Here is a 19918-nt window from a genome sequence, read left to right on the forward strand (position 1 = left end):
CGCCGCCGCACCGTAATGTAGAGCTCCCGGCCTCCAGGCCTTTCCTTTCAGCTTCTGCATGAGCATTCAGCTGCCACCACAGCGGCGCCTGCGCCGGCGCGGTCCGGGCACGGCGGTTCTCGTGTTCTCGTTCCTGGGCGGGTATTGCGCCGGCCGGGCCGTCGCGGCGCTGCGCCGTGCGCGCGAGGTGCATCGGCCCGTGCGCGCCTTCGACGGCCGCCGCATCGTGCACAGCGCCAGCGACGCCATCCTCTCGATCGACGAAGAGGCCATGATCCTGTTCGCCAACCCGGCCGCGGCCCAGATGTTCGCCAGCAGCGTCGGCGCCATGCAGGGCAGCTCGCTGGCACGCTTCATCCAGGCGCCGGTGCGCAATGCCAAAGCCCCCTGCGACTACTTTCCGGCCGGCGGCGGGCGCGCGGGGCGGCGCGCCACCGACTACGCCGTCACCGGCATCCGCGCCAACGGCCAGCTGTTCCCGATCGAGGGCTCGATCTCCACCACCCTGCACGACGGGCACGAAGTCTGCACCGTGATCCTGCGCGACGTCTCCGAGCGCCACCTGGTGCAACAGAAGCTGGCGCGCTCGCACGACCAGCTGCGCCAGCTTTCCTCCGCGCTGCAGACCATCCGCGAAGAAGAACGCACCCACATCGCGCGCGAACTGCACGACGACCTCGGACAACTGCTGGCCTCGCTGCGCATGGACCTGACCCTGCTGCAGGGAAACGCCAGGCTGCCCGAGCCGAGCCAGCGCCTGATCGAGGGCATGGAAACCAACCTGATGATGGCGATCGCCTCGCTGCGCCGCATCGCCACCAACCTGCGCCCGCGCGCACTCGACGAAGGCGGCCTGTATTTCGCGCTGCAGGGCTTGCGCGACGACTTCGTCGAACGCCACGGGATCGCCTGCGCCCTGCTGGCCGATGAAGCCGAACTGCGCCTGGACGATACCGCCAGCACCGCCGTGTTCCGCATCGTGCAAGAGGCGCTCACCAACATCGCGCGCCACGCGGGAGCGACCCAGGTCGTGCTCAAGCTCGACCGCCTTGATGGCGAACTGCTCCTGACCATCCGCGACGACGGCCGCGGCATCCGCTCCGAAGACATGGAAAAGAAGGAATCGCTGGGCCTGGTGGGCATGCGCGAACGGGTCTGGGCCATGCACGGCGAGATCACCATCAGCAGCGAAGGCATGTCCGGCACCACCATCGAGATCGCGCTGCCGCTGGCCGGCCGCATCATCGGGGAGAACGCCGCCAGCTAGCGCCAGCCGCCTTGCCCCTTTGGCATAACAAGATGTCACATAGCAACATGTCATTAAGTCGACATATTCGCTAGGTAAGATCCGCGTCGATCTGAGTTTATTGAGAACTCGACATCCTGTCCAAACCAAAGGAGCTCTTCATGAAGTTCAAGTACCTGGCAGCTGCGCTGCTGTCTTCCCTGCCGCTGTTCGCCAACGCCCAGACCAACGTCCAGATCTACGGCGTGATGGATGCGGCAATCGGCGTGGAAGACACCGACGCACCGGGTGAAGACAGCCGCACCGTGATCAACTCGGGCAACCAGTCGAGCAGCCGGATCGGCTTCCGTGGCACCGAAGATCTGGGCAATGGCCTGAAAGCACTGTTCAACATCGAAGCGGGCGTTGCCCTCGATACCGGCGCCGCCGATTCGACCATGTTCGGCCGCCGCGCCGTGGTCGGCCTGCAGGGCAGCTTCGGCACCCTGACCGTGGGCCGCGAATACAGCCCGATCGCCGCCGTGGCCGCCGCCACCGACGCCCTGGGCCAGGGCCTGTACGGCAGCAACCTGTCGGCCTTCACCAGCGGCCGCCTGACCCGCCGCCTGGCCAACTCGGTCAACTACAAGAGCAACGCAGCGGGCGGCTTCACCGTCAACGCCGCCTACTCGACCGGCGAAAAGAGCGTCGATCCGTCGGGCGACCTGATGGGCGTGTCGCTGGAATACAAGAACGGCGGCCTGTACCTGGGCGCCGGCTACCACCAGCTCGAGCGCCTGGCGACCGGCGACGACAAGGAATACGCCTTCGGCGCGGGCTACAGCTTCGGCGCCTTCGAAGTGAAGGGCAACTACCTGGTCGCGAACCCGACCGGCGCCAACAACGAGTACAAGAACGCCAACCTGGGCGGCACCTACACCGCCGGCCCGGGCAAGTTCCTCGTCAATTTCCAGCAGCAAAAGCTTGAAAACGGCGCCAAGGGCAATACCGTGTCGGTGGGTTACACCTACGCGCTGTCGAAGCGCACCAACATCTACACGACCTATGCCCAGCTGCGCAACAACGGCCGCGCCGCCTTCGGCATCACCTCGTCGTCGGTGACCGTGGCGCCGCCGGCGACCGCGCTGGGCGCCGACCCGCGCGTGTTCAACGTGGGTATCCGCCACTCGTTCTAAGCCAGGCTTGCGGCGCAGCGCCGCATGCCTCGGGAAGGCCGGCCTTGCCGGCCTTTTCTCATGTTTGTCCCGGCGCTGAGCCCGAGCGCACCGCTCCTCGTCCCGTGCTTGACCCGCTGACCATGCGTGGCGCAAGCGAATCTGGCCTAATTTTCAAGTTTAATACGTTTGCTACATCGATGCGGTGGTTCGCAGGCTGCAGCACGCATGCACCTCAAGACCCCTGCACACAATTGAAAAATTATCGAATTCCCAACATTGCTTCCGGTATGATCGTCGGCAAATTTCGCAAATCTTGTTCTGGCTCTCGACGATAAGGGGGTAGCAAATGACACGAAAGTCACAGCGGTTCAACGGAGCCATGAACGCTTCCATCAATGGCTTCGCCCTGGCCCCAGGCGCGCAAGCCGATCCACACGGCGTGCTCGCGCTGCGCGAGCGCGTCGAAGAGCGGCTGGCCTTCCTGCTGGCCGAGTCCGGCGACCAGGCCGACCTGCTGGGCGCGGCCATGCGCGCGGGCGCCCTGGGCGCGGGCAAGCGCATGCGTCCGCTGCTGGTGATGCTGGTGGCGCGCGACCTCGGCTGCAATTCGCCGGCACTGGCCGACGTCGCCTGCGCCGTCGAAATGGTGCATGCGGCATCGCTGGTGCTCGACGACCTGCCCTGCATGGACAATGCCCAGCTACGGCGCGGCAAGCCGGCCGTCCATGTCCAGTACGGTGAAGACGTCGCCATCCTGGCATCGGTCGCCTTGCTGAGCCGCGCCTTCGGCGTGCTGGCGGGCGCCGCCGACATCCCGCCGGTCACGCGGGCCCGCCTGGTCGCCAAGCTGGCCGAGACCGTCGGCACCCAGGGACTGGTGCGCGGCCAGTTCCAGGACCTGCACGGCGGCGCGCGCACCCTCGACGCGATCGCCACCACCAATGAACTCAAGACCGGGGTGCTGCTTGGCGTGGCCGTCGACATGGCGGCCATCATCTGCCAGGCCGACGAGCGCGTGGCGGCCTCGCTGCGCGCCTTCGCGCTGGCGGCGGGCCATGCCTTCCAGATCCGCGACGACCTGATCGACCTGCCGGGCAAGGACCTGGCCCTCACCGGCATGGAGAGCGGCAAGGACACCGGCAAGGACCTCGGCAAGGCCACCGTGCTGGCCTCGCTCGGCGTCGAGGAAACGCAGCGCCGCCTGGCCAGGCACCTGCACGAGGCGCAACAGCACCTGGTGGCCGCCCTCGGTCCCAAGGCGGCGACCTGCCTGTTCGTCGACAGCCTGTTCGCACCGGGCCGTTCTCGCATGCATTTTGGCGCCGAAGCTCCCGCGGCCGGCGTCGATGCCGCACGCAGCCGCGAAGCCGTGGTGAACTGAAGACGAAAGACATCACATGGCGCACTTCGGGGTCGTCGCACCCGCGTTCTACAGCCATTTCAACGCCCTGGGCGCGCTTGCCGGCGAGCTGGTGCAACGTGGCCACCGCGTCACCTTCGTGCACCGCCCGGATGCACGCGCCTATGTCGCCGATCCGCGCATCGGCTTCCATGCGGTGGGCGCCGCCACCCATCCGCCCGGCTCGCTGGACGCCGTGCTGCGCCGCGCCGCCAACCCCGGCAGTCCCCTGGGCCTGCGCCGCGTCATCCTCGACATGGCGGGCAGCACCGACATGCTGTGCCGCGAACTGCCGCGCGCCATCGACGCGCTCGGGATCGACGCCCTCATCGCCGACCAGATGGAAGCGGCCGGCGCACTGGTGGCCGAGGGACTCGGCCTGCCCTTCGTCTCGGTGGCCTGCGCGCTGCCGGTCAACCGCGAGCCCGGCATCCCGCTGCCCGTCATGCCCTTCGACTATGCCGAGGACGAGCGCGCACGCGCCATCTACGAGGGCAGCACCCGCGTCTACGACTGGATGATGACGCCGCACCGCCGCAGCATCGAAGCCAATGCGCGCCGCCTCGGCCTGCCGGCCCGCGATGCGCTGCACGACTGCCTGTCGCCCCTGGCCCAGGTCAGCCAGACGGTGGCCGCCTTCGACTTCCCGCGCCGTGCCTTGCCGCCGCATTTCCACCATGTCGGGCCGCTGCGGCCCACCGGCACGCACGCCGGCAGCGCGAACCGGCACTTCATGCCCGCGATCGCGGCCGGCAAGCCCTTCGTATTCGCTTCGCTCGGCACCATGCAGGGCGGACGCCTGGCGCTGTTCAAGCGTATTGCGCGGGCCTGCCGCGCGCTCGACGCGCAGCTGCTGGTCGCCCACTGCGGCGGCCTCGATGCGCACCAGGAGCGCGCCCTGGAGGCGGCCGGCGCGACCTGGGTCTGCGGCTTCGCCAACCAGCAGGCGGTCCTCGAACGCGCCGACGCCGTGGTCTCGCACGCGGGTTCGAACACCATCATGGACGCGATCGCCGCACGCACCCCGATCCTGGCCCTGCCGATCGCCTTCGACCAGCCCGGCACCGCGGCGCGCGTGGTCCACACCGGCATCGGCCTGAAAGCCTCGGCGCGCCTGACCGGCAGTGCGCAACTGGCGCGCCTGCTGCGCCGCCTGCTCGACGAAGACGGCTTCCGCACCCGCCTGGACGCCATGGCCGAGAGCGTGGCCAGTGCCGGCGGTACGGTGCGCGCGGCCGACATCATCGAGGCCGCGCTGCAGGGTGCGCGCCGGCCGCTTGCCATGGATGCGGCAAGCCTTGGATAAGCCCATGCCCGACTACGACCTGGTGCTGGCCGGCGGCGGACTCGCCAACGGCCTGCTGGCCTGGCGCCTGCGCAGCCTGCGCCCGGAGCTGCGCATCCTGCTGCTGGAAAGCGGCGAGCACATCGGCGGCAACCACACTTGGTCCTTCCACGACAGTGACCTTCAGCCCGCCCAGCGCGCCTGGATCGCCCCGCTCGTCACGCAGCGCTGGCCGCGCTACGACGTCGCCTTCCCCGAGCTGGCGCGCACGCTCGAAGGCGGCTACGCCAGCATCGCCTCCAGCGATTTCGCGCGCGTCATCGAGCCGGCGCTGGGCGCCGCCCTGCTCACCCGCGTGCGCATCGCGTCGCTCACGCCGACCAGCGTGCGCCTGGCGGACGGCCAGACCATCCAGGCGCGCGCCGTCATCGACGGGCGCGGCATGCGTCCCAGCGGCCATCTGTCGCTCGGCTACCAGACCTTCCTGGGCCAGGAGCTGCGCCTGGCCGCGCCGCATGGCCTGGCCCATCCGGTCATCATGGACGCGGCGGTCGAGCAGCAAGGCGGCTACCGCTTCGTCTACCTGCTGCCCTTCGGCCCGGACCGGCTGCTGGTCGAGGACACCCACTACGTCGACAGCGCCGCCTGGCAGCCCGAGCGGCTGCGCGCCAACATCGCGGCCTACGTGGCCGCGCGCGGCTGGCAGGTGCTTGACGTGCTGCGCGAGGAACAGGGCTCGCTGCCGATCGTGCTGGCCGGCGACTTCGACGCCTTCTGGGACGAGCTGGCCGGGCAGCCCAGCAGCGGCCTGCGCGCCGGCCTGTTCCATCCGACCACCGGCTACTCGCTGCCGCACGCGGTGCGCCTGGCGGAGCACATCGCCGCCCTGCCCGTGCTCGAAGCGCCGCAACTGTTCGCGGCGATCCGCATGGAAGCGCGGCGCGAATGGCAGGGCCAGCGCTTCTTCCGCCTGCTCAACCGCATGCTCTTCCTCGCCGGCCGCCCGGAGCAGCGCTGGCGTGTGATGCAGCGCTTCTACCGCCTGCCGGCGCCGCTGATCGCGCGCTTCTATGCCGGCCGGCCGCGCCTGGCCGACAAGGCGCGGGTCCTCAGCGGCAAACCGCCGGTGCCGGTGGCGCAAGCCCTGGTAGCGGCATGCAAGATTCACCCCGACCAGATCAGGAAACCCGCATGACTCAGTTCACAAGCGATCGCATCGAACAAGGAAAACAGGCCGTGGTGATCGGCGCCGGCTTCGGCGGCCTCGCGCTCGCCATCCGCCTGCAGGCCAGCGGCGTGCAGGTCACGCTGCTGGAAAAGCGCGACAAGCCGGGCGGCCGCGCCTATGTCTACGAGGACGAAGGCTTCGTGTTCGACGCCGGGCCGACCGTGATCACCGATCCCTCCTGCATCGAGGAGCTGTTCACGCTGGCCGGCAAGCGCCTGTCCGACTACGTCGAACTGTTGCCGGTAACGCCCTTCTACCGCCTGTGCTGGGAAGACGGCAGCCACTTCGACTACGCCAACGACCAGGAGGCGCTCGACCGCCAGATCCACGCGCGCAACCCGCAAGACGTGGAAGGCTACCGCCGCTTCCTGGCCTATTCGAAGGCCGTGTTCGACGAGGGCTACCTGAAGCTCGGCGCCGTGCCCTTCCTCTCCTTCCGCGACATGATCGCGGCCGGCCCGCAGCTGGCGCGTCTGCAGGCCTGGCGCAGCGTGTACAGCCTGGTGGCGAAGTTCATCCAGGACGAGCAGCTGCGCCAGGCCTTCTCCTTCCACTCGCTGCTGGTGGGCGGCAACCCGTTCGCCACGAGTTCGATCTACACGCTCATCCACGCCCTGGAGCGGCAATGGGGCGTGTGGTTCCCGCGCGGCGGCACCGGCGCCCTGGTGCGCGGCATGGTCAAGCTGTTCCAGGATATCGGCGGGCGCATCGAGCTGAATGCGCCGGTGGCGCAGATCGAAGCCTCCGGCAACCGGGTCACCGGGGTGCGGGTGGAGGACGGCCGCCTGTTTGGCGCCGACGCGGTGGCCTCGAACGCCGACGTGGTGCACACCTATGCCGGGCTGCTCGGCCAGCACCCACGCGGCAAGGCCGAAGGCGCGGCGCTGCAGAAGAAGCGCTTCAGCAATTCGCTGTTCGTGCTCTACTTCGGCCTGGACAAGCACCACGAGCAGCTGCAGCACCATACGGTCTGCTTCGGCCCGCGCTACCGCGAGCTGATCAAGGACATCTTCCAGGGACAGGAACTGGCCGAGGACTTCTCGCTCTACCTGCACGCGCCCTGCGTCACCGACCCTTCCTTGGCGCCGCCCGGCTGCGGCAGCCACTACGTGCTGGCGCCGGTGCCGCACCTGGGCAATGCGCCGATCGACTGGTCAGTGGAAGGCCCGCGCTACCGCGACCGCATCTTCGACTACCTCGAACAGCGCTACATGCCGGGCCTGCGCAGCCAGCTCGTCACCAGCCGCTTCTTCACCCCGCTCGACTTCCGCGACCAGCTCAATGCCCATCTGGGCTCGGCCTTCTCGCTCGAGCCGATCCTGACCCAGAGCGCCTGGTTCCGCCCGCACAACCGCGACAGTGAACTCTCCAATCTCTACCTGGTGGGCGCCGGCACCCATCCGGGCGCCGGCGTGCCGGGCGTGATCGGCTCGGCCAAGGCGACGGCCGGCCTGATGCTCGGCGAAGCCGCGCAGTCCCCGGTCGCCGCGCCGCGCGTGCAGGAGCTGCGGGCATGAGCGAAGCGCTGATGGACCACGCCACCCGCAGCATCGAAGTCGGGTCCAAGAGTTTTGCGGCGGCTGCGCGCCTGTTCGACCCGGCGACGCGGCGCAGCGTGCTGATGCTGTATGCCTGGTGCCGCCACTGCGACGACGTCGTCGACGGCCAGGAACTCGGTTTCAACCTGCCGGGCGGCGCGCCGCGCGATGCCGCCGCCAAGCTGGCCGTGCTGGAAGACCAGACCCGGCGTGCCTACCTTGGCGAACCGATGCGCGACCCGGCCTTTGCCGCCTTCCAGGAAGTGGCGCTGCGCCACCGCATCGACCCGCGCTTCGCGCTCGACCACCTGGCCGGCTTCGCGATGGACGTCCAGGAGACGCACTACGAAACCATCGAGGACACGCTGCGCTATTGCTACCACGTGGCCGGCGTGGTCGGCCTGATGATGGCCTCGATCATGGGCGCGCAGGAGCCGCGCGTGCTGGACCGCGCCTGCGACCTGGGCCTCGCCTTCCAGCTGACAAATATTGCGCGCGACATCGTCGAGGATGCCCGCATGGGGCGCTGCTACCTGCCGGCGCAGTGGCTGCGCGAAGCCGGCATTCCGCCCCGCGAGCTGGCCGATCCACGTTACCGCGCGCAGCTGGCCAAGGTGGCGGCGCGCCTGGTGGACCACGCCGAACCCTACTACCACTCGGCCGGCGCGGGCATCGCCGCCCTGCCCCTGCGCTCGGCCTGGGCCATCGCCAGCGCGCGCAATGTCTACCGGCAGATCGGCATCGAGGTCAAGCGGCGCGGCGCGCATGCCTGGGACGAGCGCGCCGGCACGGGCAAGGCGACCAAGCTGTGGCTGCTGGCCAAGGGCGCGGGGAGCGCCCTTGGTTCGCGCTTCAGTGGTCCTGCGGCGCTGCCGCGCGATCCGGCGCTGTGGCAGCGTCCTGGCGCCGCGGTGGACGCCCCCCGTGCCGCGCATGCAAGGCCTGCTTGAGCTTGTGGACCGGGGGCGCGTACAGGAAGCCGAAGGAGACGGCGCCGTCCTTGCCCTCGACCGCATGGTGCATGCGGTGGGCCTGGTACAGGCGCTTGAGGTAGCCGCGTCTAGGCGTGTAGCGGAACGGCCAGCGCTGGTGCACCAGGCCGTCGTGGGCGACGAAGTACAGGGCGCCGTAGGCGGTCATGCCGGCCCCGATCCACTGCAGCGGCCAGGCGCCTTCGGTGCCGAACCAGATCAGGGCGATCGCCACGCCCGCGAACACCACGGCATACAGGTCGTTCTTCTCGAACCACCCGCTGCGCGGCTCGTGGTGCGAGCGGTGCCAGCCCCAGCCGAAGCCATGCATCACATACTTGTGTGCGACGATGGAAAACACTTCCATCAGCACGACGGTGAGCACGACGATGAGGGCATTGAGCAGCATGGCGAAAAAATGAGTTAACCGGAATACATCGAGCCTACCACAGGCGCCGCGCCGCACAAGCGCCGCACACACCCCGCTGCGGTTCAGCGACGGTACAAGCATTCTTCATCAATGAAAGGACATCCATGCGTCACCTACTGCTTTCCTGCGCCCTGCTGCTGGCGCTGCCCGCATCCGCCGCCACGGTCGAAGTGCGGGTGACCAAGGTCGCCGGCGGCAAGGGCAAGGTCAATGTCGCCGTGTGCGACCGCGAGCGCTTCCTCAAGCAGTGCGCCCACCACGCCTCGGTGCCGGCCCAGGCCGGTGAGACCGTGGTCGCCTTCCGCGACATCCCGCCCGGCACCTGGGCAGTGCTGGCCTACCAGGACGAGAACGGAAACAATCAGCTCGATCGCAACTTCCTCGGCATCCCCACGGAAAACTACGGCTTCAGCCGCGACGCGGTCGGCCGCTTCGGCCCGCCGGATTTCGGCGACGCCGCCATCGAGGTGCGCGAAGGGACGACGGTGGCGCCGATCAAGCTGCACTGACGCACCGAAAGCGTGCCCGCGTGCCCCGCGGCGTCGCCCGCGGCTGCCTGCCGCGCACGATTCTGAGGCATGTCCGGCGAGCTCAAAAATAACGATAGGAATCGATTAACTCTTCAGGTATCTTTGCTATCCACGAGAGGCCGGGCAGCGTTTCCGGCCGTGTCCATCACACGAAGACGGGCCCACAAAGCCCGTATTTCCTTGCCACCGGGAAACAAAGTAAATGAATGAGTTGGTCAACACCCTGAACGAATATGTCTGGAGCACGGCGCTGATCGCGCTGTGCCTGGGCACCGGGCTGTATTTCTCCGTCCGATCGCGCTTCCTGCAATTGCGTCATTTGCGGGAAATGACCCGCCTGATGATGGACGGGAAAAGCTCCGACCAGGGTGTTTCCTCCTTCCAGGCGCTGACAATGACCCTGGCAGGCCGCGTCGGCACCGGCAACATCGCCGGCGTCGCCACCGCCATCACCTTCGGTGGTCCCGGCGCCGTGTTCTGGATGTGGATGATGGCCTTCCTGGGCGCCAGCTCGGCCTTCGTCGAGTCCACCCTCGGCCAGGTGTACAAGGAATCGATCAACAAGCAGTACCGCGGCGGCCCCGCCTTCTACATCGAGAAGGGCCTGGGCGTGAAGTGGTACGCCCTGCTGTTCGCGTTCGTGACCATCCTCGCCACCGGCGTGCTGCTGCCGGGCGTGCAGGCCAACTCGATCGCCGAAAGCCTGAAGACCGCTGCCGGCGTCGATACCACCGTCACCGGCGTGCTGCTGGCGATCGCGCTGGCCTTCATCATCTTCGGCGGCGTCAAGCGCATCGCGACCTTCGCCGAATACGTGGTGCCCTTCATGGCGCTCGGCTACATCGTGGTGGCCTGCATCATCGTGGCCCTGCACATCGAACAGCTGCCTGGAGTGCTGAGCCTGATCTTCAGTTCGGCCTTCGGCCTGGACGCCGGCTTCGGCGCCATCATCGGCATGGCGATCCAGTGGGGCGTCAAGCGCGGCGTGTACTCGAACGAAGCCGGCCAGGGCACCGGCCCGCACGCCTCGTCGGCGGCGGAAGTGAGCCACCCGGCCAAGCAGGGCCTGGTGCAGGGCTTCTCGGTCTACGTCGACACCCTGTTCGTGTGCTCGGCCACCGCCTTCATGCTCCTGATTACCGGCCAGTACAACGTGCAGGCGCCGGACGGCACCCCGATGTTCACCGGCGTGCAGGGCGTGGCGGCCGGACCGGGCTATGTCCAGACCGCGCTGGAGAACATCATGCCGGGCTTCGGTGCGCTGTTCGTCGCCATCGCCCTGCTGTTCTTCGCCTTCACGACGATCGTGGCCTACTACTACATCGCCGAAACCAACATCGCCTACATCAACCGCGCCACCAGCCGTCCCTGGATGGCCTTCGTGCTGAAGCTGTGCATGATCGCAGCGACCTTCTACGGCGCGATCAAGACCGCCGATGCGGCATGGGCGCTGGGCGACCTGGGCGTGGGCCTGATGGCCTGGCTGAACATCATCGCCATCCTCCTGATGCGCAACGTGGCCTTCAAGTGCCTGCGCGACTACGAGGCGCAGAAGGCGCAGGGCAAGGACCCGGTCTTCGATCCGGTGGCGCTGGGCATCAAGAACGCCGACTACTGGGTGCAGCGTAACAGCCAGGCGGCAGCGCAGGACAAGGCCGCCGAAACCGTCCGCTAAGCGCGGCAAGTCACGCCCGGCAGCCCGGGCGTGGTATCATGGTCGCGGGTGATCGTGCCGGGCAAGGCACGACAGGATGCGCGATGGTCGGGCCGCCACGCGGCTTATTCGCGACCATCCCATGCACAGCATCCATCCCGTTTCCATCTCCACGTCCGTTTCCCGTCATGCCGCCATGGAGGCCGCATGATCCGCATCGAACGTCCCCTCTCGCTGAGCTTCAAGGAATTCTTCGAGTCGAGCAAGGCCGGCGGCATCGTCCTGATCCTCTGCACGATCCTCTCGCTGGCGATCGCCAACTCCACGCTCGGTCCCGCCTGGCTCGGCTTCTGGCACCAGGTCGTCGCCGGCCTGAGCATCGAGCACTGGGTCAACGACGCCTTGATGGCGATCTTCTTCCTGCTGATCGGCCTCGAGCTCAAGCGCGAACTGGTCAACGGCGAATTGTCCGACCTGAAGAACGCCATGCTGCCGATGCTGGCCGCCGCGGGCGGCATCGCGGTGCCGGCCCTGATCCACTTCGGCCTGAACGCCGGCACGCCCACCCAGGCCGGCGTCGGCATCCCGATGGCAACCGACATCGCTTTTGCGCTCGGCGTGCTGGCCCTGCTGGGCAGCCGGGTGCCGGCTTCGCTCAAGATCTTCCTCACCGCCCTGGCCGTGATGGACGACCTGGGGGCGATCATCGTCATCGCCCTGTTCTATACCGCCGAGCTGTCCTTCCTCTACCTGCTGGGTGCACTGGCCGTGTTCGCCGGCCTGCTGGCGCTGAACCGCGTGCTGCGCGTGATGGCGCTGCTGCCCTACCTGGCAGGTGGCGCGCTGATGTGGTTCCTGATGCTCAAGTCCGGCGTGCACGCGACCATCGCGGGTGTCCTGCTGGCCTTCACGATTCCGTATTCAAGCAGGGAAGACGATGCCGAGTCGCCCTCGCACCGGCTGGAACACGTCCTGCACAAGCCGGTGACCTTCCTGATCCTGCCGATCTTCGCGCTGGCCAATACCGGCATCATCATCGGGGCCGGCTGGGAAACCGAACTCCTCAGCAGCAACAGCCTGGGCATCATCGCCGGCCTGGTGGTCGGCAAGCCGGTCGGCATCTTCCTGTTCAGCTTTGCGGCGGTCGCGCTCGGGTTGTGCCGGCTGCCGCTGGACCTGGCCTGGCGCCACATCCTGGGCGCCGGCCTGCTGGGCGGGATCGGTTTCACGATGTCGATCTTCATCACCAACCTGGCATTCGTCGGCGCGGGCGACACCATCAATGCATCCAAGATGGCGATCCTGGTCGCCTCGCTGGTGGCCGGCATTGCCGGCTTCACCTGGCTCAAGCTGCTGGGCGGTCCGCTGGCCACGGACCGCGATACCGATACGCTGGATTTCGAGGCGGACGAGGCGCCCCGCTAAGAGCAGCGCCGCTCAGCGGGCGTAGGCGCGCTGCAGCGGCGTACGCCCATGCTCGTGCTGCCCGCGAGTCGACAAGGCCACGATGGCGCTGCCGGCGGCAACGATGAGCGCGTCTTCGATCAGGCCGCTGCGGGTCTGGCCGATGCGCGCCATGGCCTGCTTGCGGCCGGCCAGCGTCAGGTAGGCAAGCGGCACGGCGGTGGCAACCGCGGCCGCCGCGCCGGCCTTTTCCCGGCCCTTGGGCGCCAGCGCGGCGCCGGCGATGCCGGCGCTCATGACCCGCGCCAGCAGGCCCAGGAACACGGTGCGGTCGGGCGCGGTTTTCATCTTGTCGCCGATCAGCTCACCCGCGCCCATCGCCAGTGCGCCGTACTTGAACAGCGGGCGGTCGAGCAGGAACAGCTCGCCGGGGGTGTCGCGCTTGGCCATGCGGGCGGTGGCGATGGTGGCCATCGGGGTCATCGAGCGTGCGCTGGCGACGGCGCCGATCAGTACGGAGGAAAGCAGGCTGCGAAAGTTCATTGGGACGGGCTCCTGTGCAAGTCGTTTAACGGTCACTCAAATGTAGTCAATATTGCAAGATGATGTCGCCGGCCTGGCGCGCCGTCTCGCATGGCTGTCCCGTAGTACTATCGACCACACCCGATTCGCCGCAGCGCGGCCAAGGAGCAAGCAACATGTCGACCAGCGGCTCTCGCATGCCCGCCGTGTTCATCGGCCACGGTTCGCCCATGAACACGCTCGAAATCAACGAGTTTACGGAGACCTGGCGCTCGCTCGGTCGCCTGCTGCCGCGCCCGCGCGCCGTGCTGGCCATCTCGGCGCACTGGTTCATCCAGGGGACCGCAGTCACCGCGATGCCGCGCCCCAAGGTGATCCACGACTTCTACGGGTTTCCGAAGGAGCTGTTTGCCTTCGACTATCCCGCGCCAGGCAGTCCCGATGTCGCGCATGAAGTCGCCGAACTGCTGAAACCCACCTATATCGGCATGGACATGGACAGCTGGGGCCTCGACCACGGCACCTGGTCGGTCCTTGCGCATGTCTTCCCCGGGGCGGACATCCCGGTAGTGCAACTGTCGATCCATGCCGCCGCCCCGCTCGCCTATCACATGGACCTCGGTGCGCGCCTGGCGCCGCTGCGCGATCGCGGCGTCCTGATCCTGGGAAGCGGCAACGTCGTCCACAATCTGCGGCTGGTCGACTGGGCGCGCGCAAGCCAGGGCTTCGACTGGGCAGACCGCTTCGACGCGCGCGTGCGCGCGCTGATGACGACCGCGCCGGGCGATCTGGCCGAGGTCGAGTCCTCGCCGGATTACGCGCTCGCCGTGCCGACGCCAGAGCATTTCCTGCCCCTCGCCTACCTTGCCGGCCTGTGCCGGGCCAGCGGCGAGCCAGCCGTCCCGTTTGCCGAGGCAAGGGCGCTCGGTTCGCTCAGCATGACGAGCTATGTGGTCGGCATGCAGACGCCGTCCCAGCTCGGGGACGCAGCCGACTCGCAGACGTTGCCGGAGCGGGTGCCGCCGGAGCAGACGAATATTTGATCCGGATCGGCTTCAGTGCGAACCCACGGCCAGTGCGGCCCCCGCAACATTTGCTTACAGATGAGCAACCGCGCTTAACGCTCAGGCAACAGAGAATGGCTTTCCCTTCCCTTCCCCATGCATCCATGAAGCTCGCTACCTTCGCCCTCGCCGCCGCCTTCCTGTGCACCCAGACGCTGGCCTACGCGGTCCCCGTCACCGACTGGCGCGCCGACGACCTGCTCATGCAGGCGCCGGACATCAAGAAGGAACTCGGCCTGACCGACAACCAGAACCTGCTGTGGGAACAGAGCATGCGCAAGACGCGCGCCATCCTGCGGCTGCGCAAGGAGCGGCGCGACGAACTCGATGCCGCCGCCAAGAAGCTCGCCAACGAGCCGTCCGCCGAACTGCGCGGCCTGGCCGGCGCGCTCGCCGACGATGCAGCCATGATTCACGACGAGGACAAGGAGCTGCGCGAAATCTGGTTCACGATGAACGATGCGCTCGACGACCGTCAACGAGGCCTGGTGCTGGCGCGCGTCAGGAGCATCCTGGAACGCCAGCCGCCGGGACCGGGCGCTGGCGAAGGCCGCAGGGAAGGTGGCGGCAAGCCGGAGGGCGGCGGCCGCGGCGGCCGCGGGCCGGGCGGCATGCCTGGCGGCGGCGCACCGGGCGGCGGCAACATGAGTATCGGGATGGGCCGCGGTTTTTAAGCCGGCAGGACTTATTTCAGGCGGCAGGTCAGCGCCCAGCAGCTGTCCCAGCGGCCGATCTTGATCTCGCGCACCGCCGTGCCGAGGCGCTTGCGCAGCGCGCTGTCGGTCGGGTAGTTCTTGGGCAGCTCGTGGCGCTTGCCGTCGGCATCGACGAACTGGGCCCAGGTATTGCCCTGGGCGTCGGTGCGCGCGACCGTCGGGCTGGCGCCTTCGACGTACTCGTCGTCGATCAGCACCAGCAGCGCATTCGAGCCGATGCGGGCGCGCAGTCCGGCGATGAAGGCGTCCTGCTCTTCCTTCTTGAAATGCGACCACAGGAAGCCGGCGAATACCGCCGTGAACTTGCCGAGGTCGGTGGGCAAATTCAGTGCGTCGACCACGCGGTACTGCACGTTCTCCAGCCCTTCGCCGTGCTCGCGCGCCACGTTCAGCATCGCTTCGCTGATGTCGGTGGCCAGCACCGATTGCGCCGTTTCGGCGATCACGTCGGTGAAGTAGCCGGTGCCGCAACCGAGTTCCAGCACGGTGTGGCCGCGCAACAGCTCGCCGACCTGCTCGGCGACGTCGTCGAGGTCGTCCTGGCGGTCTTCGTCGCTCTCGTCGTGGAACTGGGCGTCGTAGTGGTCCGCGATCGCGGTATAGAAGTCGGCGACTGGGTTGGTGCTCATGGTGTTTCCTTGTAATTACAGTTCGTAGTTCTCGCCGCCGCGCATCGCGGACTCGACCATCTTGCGGTTGAGGGTCGGGGCGAGCAGTTCGATGAAGGTATAGATATAGCTGCGCAGGTAGGCGCCCTGCTTGATCGCCACGCGCGAGGTGTTCATGCCGAACAGGTGGCCGACGGGGATGGCGCGCAGGTTGCGGTCGCGTTCCGGGTCGAAGGCCATGCCGGCGATGATGCCCACGCCCATGCCCAGCTCGACGTAGGTCTTGATGACGTCGGCGTCGATCGCTTCCAGCAGCACGTCCGGCTTCAGGTGGCGCAGGCCGAAGGCGTGGTCGATCTTGCTGCGGCCGGCAAAGGCGGCGTCATAGGTGATGACCGGGTAGCCGGCGATTTCCTCCAGCGACACCGCTTTCGAGCGCAGCAGCGGATGTTCTTGCGGCACCACCAGCACGTGCTCCCACTGGTAGCACGGCAGCGTGATCAGGCCGTCGATGGCGGCGATCGACTCGGTGGCGATGGCCAGGTCGGCCTGGTCGTTCTTGACCATGTCGGCGATCTGCTTCGGGTTCCCTTGCAATAATGACAAGCGCACCTTGGGGTACTTCTGCATGAAGCCCTGCACCACCTTGGGCAGCATGTAACGCGCCTGGGTATGGGTGGTGGCGATGGTGAAGCTGCCGCTGTCGTGGGCCGCGTATTCCTTGCCGATGCGCTTGAGGCTGTCGATCTCCTGCATGATCAGCTCGACCGACTGCAGGACCAGCCGGCCCGGCTCGGTCAGCCCGCGGATGCGCTTGCCGTGGCGGGTAAAGATGTCGACGCCGAGCTCTTCCTCGAGCTCGATGATCGCTTTCGACACTCCCGGCTGGGAGGTGAACAGCGCCTTGGCGGCATCGGTCAGGTTGTAGTTCTGGCGCACGGCTTCGCGCACGAAGCGCAGCTGGTGAAGGTTCATGTGGTGGTCGGTTGTTCTATTGGTCTTGTTAAAGCGTCAGCAGATGACATTTTAAGATGCTTATTCAAGTTACGCATATAAGCAAATGAATTCTCCGTAGTTTGGAATATAAGCACCCATCCGTACACTTGGCCATACATTTAACGGGTGGACAATGTTTGCAAGGTCTGCCCTCACTGGACGAGACCATGTACCGCTACGACCACTACGACCATCTCATCGTGCGCGAACGCATCGCGCAGTACCGCAGCCAGGTGGAACGCCGCCTGAACGATGAGCTGACCGAAGAAGAATTCATCCCCCTGCGCCTCCAGAACGGCCTGTATATGCAACGCCACGCCTACATGCTTCGCGTGGCCGTGCCCTATGGCCTGCTGGCGTCGAAGCAGATGCGCATGTTCGCTCATATTGCCCGTAAGTATGACCGCGGTTACGGCCACTTCACCACCCGCCAGAACATCCAGTACAACTGGATCGAGCTGGAGCAGACTCCGCAGATCCTGGAAGACCTGGCCTCGGTCGAGATGCACGCCATCCAGACCTCGGGCAATTGCATCCGCAACATCACCACCGACGAATTTGCCGGCGTCGCCGCCGACGAGATCATCGATCCGCGTCCGTTCGCCGAGATCCTGCGCCAGTGGAGCACCTTCCACCCCGAGTTCATCGCCCTGCCGCGCAAGTTCAAGGTGGCGATCAACGGCGCCGTCGAAGACCGCGCCGCGATCGCCATCCACGACATCGGCCTGACCCTGGTGAGGAACGATGCTGGCGAAGTCGGCTTCAAGTTCATGGCCGGCGGCGGCATGGGCCGTACCCCGATCCTGGGCTCGGTCATCCGCGAATTCCTGCCCTGGCAGCACCTGCTGACCTATACCGAAGCCGTGATGCGCGTGTACAACCAGCACGGCCGCCGCGACAACAAGTACAAGGCCCGCATCAAGATCCTGCTGAAGGCCCTCGGCGTCGAGGAATTCACCCGCCAGGTCGAGGCCGAATGGGTCGACCTGAAGGACGGTCCGGAAACCCTGACCCAGGAAGAATTCGACCGCGTCGCCCAGTGGTTCCAGCCGCACGGCTACGCCACGCTCGAAGACACCGATCCGACCGCCCAGCATCCGGACAACCGCGCCTTTGCCAACTGGCTCAACCGCAACGTCAAGCCGCACAAGGTGCCGGGCTATGCCGCCGTGGTGCTGTCGCTCAAGAAAACCGGCGTGCCGCCGGGCGACGCGACCGCCGAGCAGATGGACTTCGTGGCCGACCTGGCCGACAAGTACAGCTTCGGCGAACTGCGCGTGACCCACGAGCAGAACCTGGTGCTGGCCGACGTCGAGCAATCGAAGCTGTTCGAACTGTGGCAGCTGGCCAAGGCCAAGGGCCTGGCGACGCCGAACATCGGCCTGCTGACCGACATCATCGCCTGCCCGGGCGGCGACTTCTGCTCGCTGGCGAATGCCAAGTCGATCCCGATCGCGGCGGCGATTGCCGAGCGTTTCGACAACCTCGACTTCCAGCACGACATCGGCGACATCGAACTGAACATCTCGGGTTGCATCAACGCCTGCGGCCACCACCACGTGGGCGCCATCGGCATCCTCGGCGTCGACAAGGACGGCAGCGAATGGTACCAGGTGTCGATCGGCGGCTCGCAGGGTAACAACTCGGCGATCGGCAAGATCATCGGCCCGTCCTTCTCGGCGCTGCAGATGCCGGAAGTGGTCGGCCGCCTGCTGGAAGTCTATGTGCGCGAGCGCTATGAAGGCGAACGTTTCGTCGACACCGTGCAGCGCCTCGGCATCGCGCCGTTCAAGGAACATGTCTATGCCACGCCGATCGCGGCGGGCGAACTGGTTGGGGAAGACCACTATGCCTAATTTCGTCCTGCACAAGCAGATCATCAAACATCGCGAAGTGGTCGAGGACGACTGGAGCGTGCTGCGCCTACTGGAGGGCGAAACGCCGGAAACCGTCGAGGTCCCGGAAGGCAAGTTCATCGTGCCGCTGGGCGTGTGGCAGGCGCAGCGCGCTCTGCTTTCCGGCCGCAGCGAGATCGGCGTCTGGCTGGCGCCGGACGAGCAGGCGGCCGCCATCAAGGACGACCTGGACCGCTTTGGCGTCATCGCCGTCGACTTCCCGAAGTTCTCGGACGGCCGCGGCTACTCGACCGCCTTCAACCTGCGCAAGCGCCTGGCCTATACCGGCGAGCTGCGCGCGATCGGCGACGTGCTGCGCGACCAGTTGTGGCCCCTGTCGCGCGTCGGCTTCGATGCCTTCGCCACCCGCCAGGACCGTAGCATCCATGACGCGCTCAAGGGCCTGAGCGTGTTCTCGGAAACCTACCAGGCCTCGGTCGACCAGCCGCTGCCGCTGTTCCGCCGCGCGCCGCGCGGCACGCCGCCGGAACTGACCGACGTCGGCGCCGGTATCTAAGGAAGCATTCAAGGAACCACCATGAGCGACCTCCATCGCCGCGTCGAAGAAACGAACGCCATCCTGGCGCGCATCGCCCGCGATTACTCGCCCGCCGTGTTCGCATCGAGCCTGGCGGCCGAGGACATGGTCCTGACCGACCTGATCCTCAAAGCGAAGCTGCCGATCGGGATCTTCTCGCTCGAGACCGGCCGCCTGCATGCCGAGACCCTCGACATGCTCAATCGCGTACGCGAGACCTACGGCATTGATATCGCCCTGTTCAAGCCGCAGCCGGAAGCGGTCGAAGCCTACGTGGCGCAGAACGGCCTGAACGCCTTCTACGACAGCGTCGAGATGCGCAAGGAATGCTGCCGCGTGCGCAAGGTCGAGCCTTTGGGCCGTGCCCTGGCCGGCAAGCAGGCCTGGATCACCGGCCAGCGCCGCGCCCAGTCGACCACCCGCGCCGAACTGGCCGTACAGGAAGACGATGCCGCCCACGGCATGCAGAAGTTCAACCCGCTGGCCGACTGGTCCGAGGAAAACGTGTGGGACTACCTGCGTTCCAACGACGTGCCCTACAACGCCCTGCACGACCGCGGCTATCCGTCGATCGGCTGCGAGCCCTGCACCCGCGCGATCCAGCCGGGCGAGGACGTGCGCGCCGGCCGCTGGTGGTGGGAAAACCCCGAATCGAAGGAATGCGGCCTGCACGTGGTCGACGGCAAACTCATTCGCATCAAATCCGTGGCCGCGTAAAGCAGCTCACCCAAAGGCAA

The 19918-nt window shown here is 67.0% G+C and carries 19 protein-coding genes; 15 read left to right on the forward strand and 4 right to left on the reverse strand.

From position 1 onward, the window contains the following. Positions 1 to 58: 58 nt before the first annotated feature. The 7 genes from ACK6C6_RS15280 (at position 59) to crtB (ending at position 8803) form a co-directional block, all read left to right on the forward strand. Entirely contained in the window at positions 59 to 1267 is a 1209-nt protein-coding gene (locus ACK6C6_RS15280) for an ATP-binding protein (RefSeq protein WP_409267997.1), read from the forward strand. Between the two features lie 140 nt (positions 1268 to 1407). Further along, on the forward strand, positions 1408 to 2421 hold the full coding sequence (locus tag ACK6C6_RS15285) for a porin (RefSeq protein WP_036216390.1): 1014 nt from the start codon (positions 1408 to 1410) through the stop codon (positions 2419 to 2421). 361 nt (positions 2422 to 2782) lie between these two features. Then, positions 2783 to 3784, forward strand: coding sequence for a polyprenyl synthetase family protein (locus tag ACK6C6_RS15290; protein WP_409267999.1), 1002 nt, complete (start codon positions 2783 to 2785; stop codon positions 3782 to 3784). Positions 3785 to 3800: 16 nt separating this feature from the next. After that, positions 3801 to 5108 carry a glycosyltransferase gene (locus tag ACK6C6_RS15295; RefSeq protein ID WP_409268000.1) on the forward strand — a complete coding sequence of 436 codons (1308 nt, stop codon included), beginning with the start codon at positions 3801 to 3803 and terminating at the stop codon, positions 5106 to 5108. 4 nt (positions 5109 to 5112) lie between these two features. Beyond that, positions 5113 to 6282, forward strand: a complete 1170-nt coding sequence (crtY, locus tag ACK6C6_RS15300) for a lycopene beta-cyclase CrtY (RefSeq protein WP_409268001.1) — start codon at positions 5113 to 5115, stop codon at positions 6280 to 6282. Then, positions 6279 to 7832: a phytoene desaturase gene (locus tag ACK6C6_RS15305; RefSeq protein ID WP_409268003.1), complete on the forward strand. Its 1554-nt coding sequence runs from the start codon at positions 6279 to 6281 to the stop codon at positions 7830 to 7832. Before crtY ends, ACK6C6_RS15305 begins: the two co-directional genes overlap by 4 nt. Further along, positions 7829 to 8803, forward strand: coding sequence for a 15-cis-phytoene synthase CrtB (crtB, locus tag ACK6C6_RS15310; protein WP_292043801.1), 975 nt, complete (start codon positions 7829 to 7831; stop codon positions 8801 to 8803). The genes ACK6C6_RS15305 and crtB overlap by 4 nt, the downstream gene beginning before the upstream one ends. On the opposite strand, the gene ACK6C6_RS15315 is transcribed toward crtB, so the two are convergent. Beyond that, the gene (locus tag ACK6C6_RS15315) at positions 8706 to 9233 is read right to left on the reverse strand and encodes a sterol desaturase family protein (RefSeq protein WP_209588717.1); all 528 of its coding nucleotides are present in this window, start codon (positions 9231 to 9233) and stop codon (positions 8706 to 8708) included. The two genes, crtB and ACK6C6_RS15315, sit on opposite strands and share 98 nt — an antisense overlap. Before the next feature lie 125 nt (positions 9234 to 9358). On the opposite strand from ACK6C6_RS15315, the gene ACK6C6_RS15320 reads away from it, so the two are divergent. From ACK6C6_RS15320 to nhaA, 3 genes are all read left to right on the forward strand, one after another. Then, on the forward strand, positions 9359 to 9763 hold the full coding sequence (locus ACK6C6_RS15320) for a DUF2141 domain-containing protein (RefSeq protein ID WP_209588718.1): 405 nt from the start codon (positions 9359 to 9361) through the stop codon (positions 9761 to 9763). A 223-nt stretch (positions 9764 to 9986) separates the two neighbouring features. Further along, positions 9987 to 11459: a sodium:alanine symporter family protein gene (locus ACK6C6_RS15325; protein WP_209588719.1), complete on the forward strand. Its 1473-nt coding sequence runs from the start codon at positions 9987 to 9989 to the stop codon at positions 11457 to 11459. Between the two features lie 186 nt (positions 11460 to 11645). Further along, positions 11646 to 12863, forward strand: a complete 1218-nt coding sequence (nhaA, locus tag ACK6C6_RS15330) for a Na+/H+ antiporter NhaA (protein ID WP_409268005.1) — start codon at positions 11646 to 11648, stop codon at positions 12861 to 12863. Positions 12864 to 12875: 12 nt separating this feature from the next. Here the strand turns inward: nhaA and ACK6C6_RS15335 are convergent, their stop codons facing one another. Continuing rightward, entirely contained in the window at positions 12876 to 13385 is a 510-nt protein-coding gene (locus ACK6C6_RS15335) for a hypothetical protein (protein ID WP_036216371.1), read from the reverse strand. 155 nt (positions 13386 to 13540) lie between these two features. Between ACK6C6_RS15335 and ygiD the strand changes: the two genes are divergently transcribed. Both ygiD and ACK6C6_RS15345 read left to right on the forward strand, forming a co-directional pair. Then, on the forward strand, positions 13541 to 14407 hold the full coding sequence (ygiD, locus tag ACK6C6_RS15340; RefSeq protein ID WP_409268008.1) for a 4,5-DOPA dioxygenase extradiol: 867 nt from the start codon (positions 13541 to 13543) through the stop codon (positions 14405 to 14407). Between the two features lie 125 nt (positions 14408 to 14532). Next, positions 14533 to 15102, forward strand: coding sequence for a hypothetical protein (locus tag ACK6C6_RS15345; protein ID WP_409268010.1), 570 nt, complete (start codon positions 14533 to 14535; stop codon positions 15100 to 15102). Between the two features lie 11 nt (positions 15103 to 15113). Here the strand turns inward: ACK6C6_RS15345 and ACK6C6_RS15350 are convergent, their stop codons facing one another. Next, positions 15114 to 15773, reverse strand: a complete 660-nt coding sequence (locus ACK6C6_RS15350) for a class I SAM-dependent methyltransferase (RefSeq protein ID WP_209588724.1) — start codon at positions 15771 to 15773, stop codon at positions 15114 to 15116. A gap of 15 nt (positions 15774 to 15788) precedes the next feature. After that, entirely contained in the window at positions 15789 to 16727 is a 939-nt protein-coding gene (locus ACK6C6_RS15355; RefSeq protein ID WP_036216366.1) for a CysB family HTH-type transcriptional regulator, read from the reverse strand. A gap of 188 nt (positions 16728 to 16915) precedes the next feature. Here ACK6C6_RS15355 and ACK6C6_RS15360 point away from each other — a divergent pair, with 188 nt between their 5' ends. Genes ACK6C6_RS15360 through ACK6C6_RS15370 form a run of 3 tightly spaced genes read left to right on the forward strand, consistent with a single transcriptional unit; the run spans position 16916 to position 19898 of the window. Next, the gene (locus ACK6C6_RS15360) at positions 16916 to 18604 is read left to right on the forward strand and encodes a nitrite/sulfite reductase (RefSeq protein WP_409268294.1); all 1689 of its coding nucleotides are present in this window, start codon (positions 16916 to 16918) and stop codon (positions 18602 to 18604) included. Then, positions 18597 to 19160, forward strand: coding sequence for a DUF934 domain-containing protein (locus ACK6C6_RS15365; protein WP_409268011.1), 564 nt, complete (start codon positions 18597 to 18599; stop codon positions 19158 to 19160). The genes ACK6C6_RS15360 and ACK6C6_RS15365 overlap by 8 nt, the downstream gene beginning before the upstream one ends. A gap of 21 nt (positions 19161 to 19181) precedes the next feature. Then, a complete protein-coding gene (locus ACK6C6_RS15370; RefSeq protein WP_409268012.1) occupies positions 19182 to 19898 on the forward strand; it encodes a phosphoadenylyl-sulfate reductase in 717 nt (238 codons plus the stop codon). Positions 19899 to 19918: the final 20 nt, after the last annotated feature.

Origin of the sequence: Massilia sp. BHUDP2 (assembly GCF_046236355.1) — a bacterium.
Classification (GTDB): Bacteria; Pseudomonadota; Gammaproteobacteria; order Burkholderiales; family Burkholderiaceae_D; genus Telluria; species Telluria varians.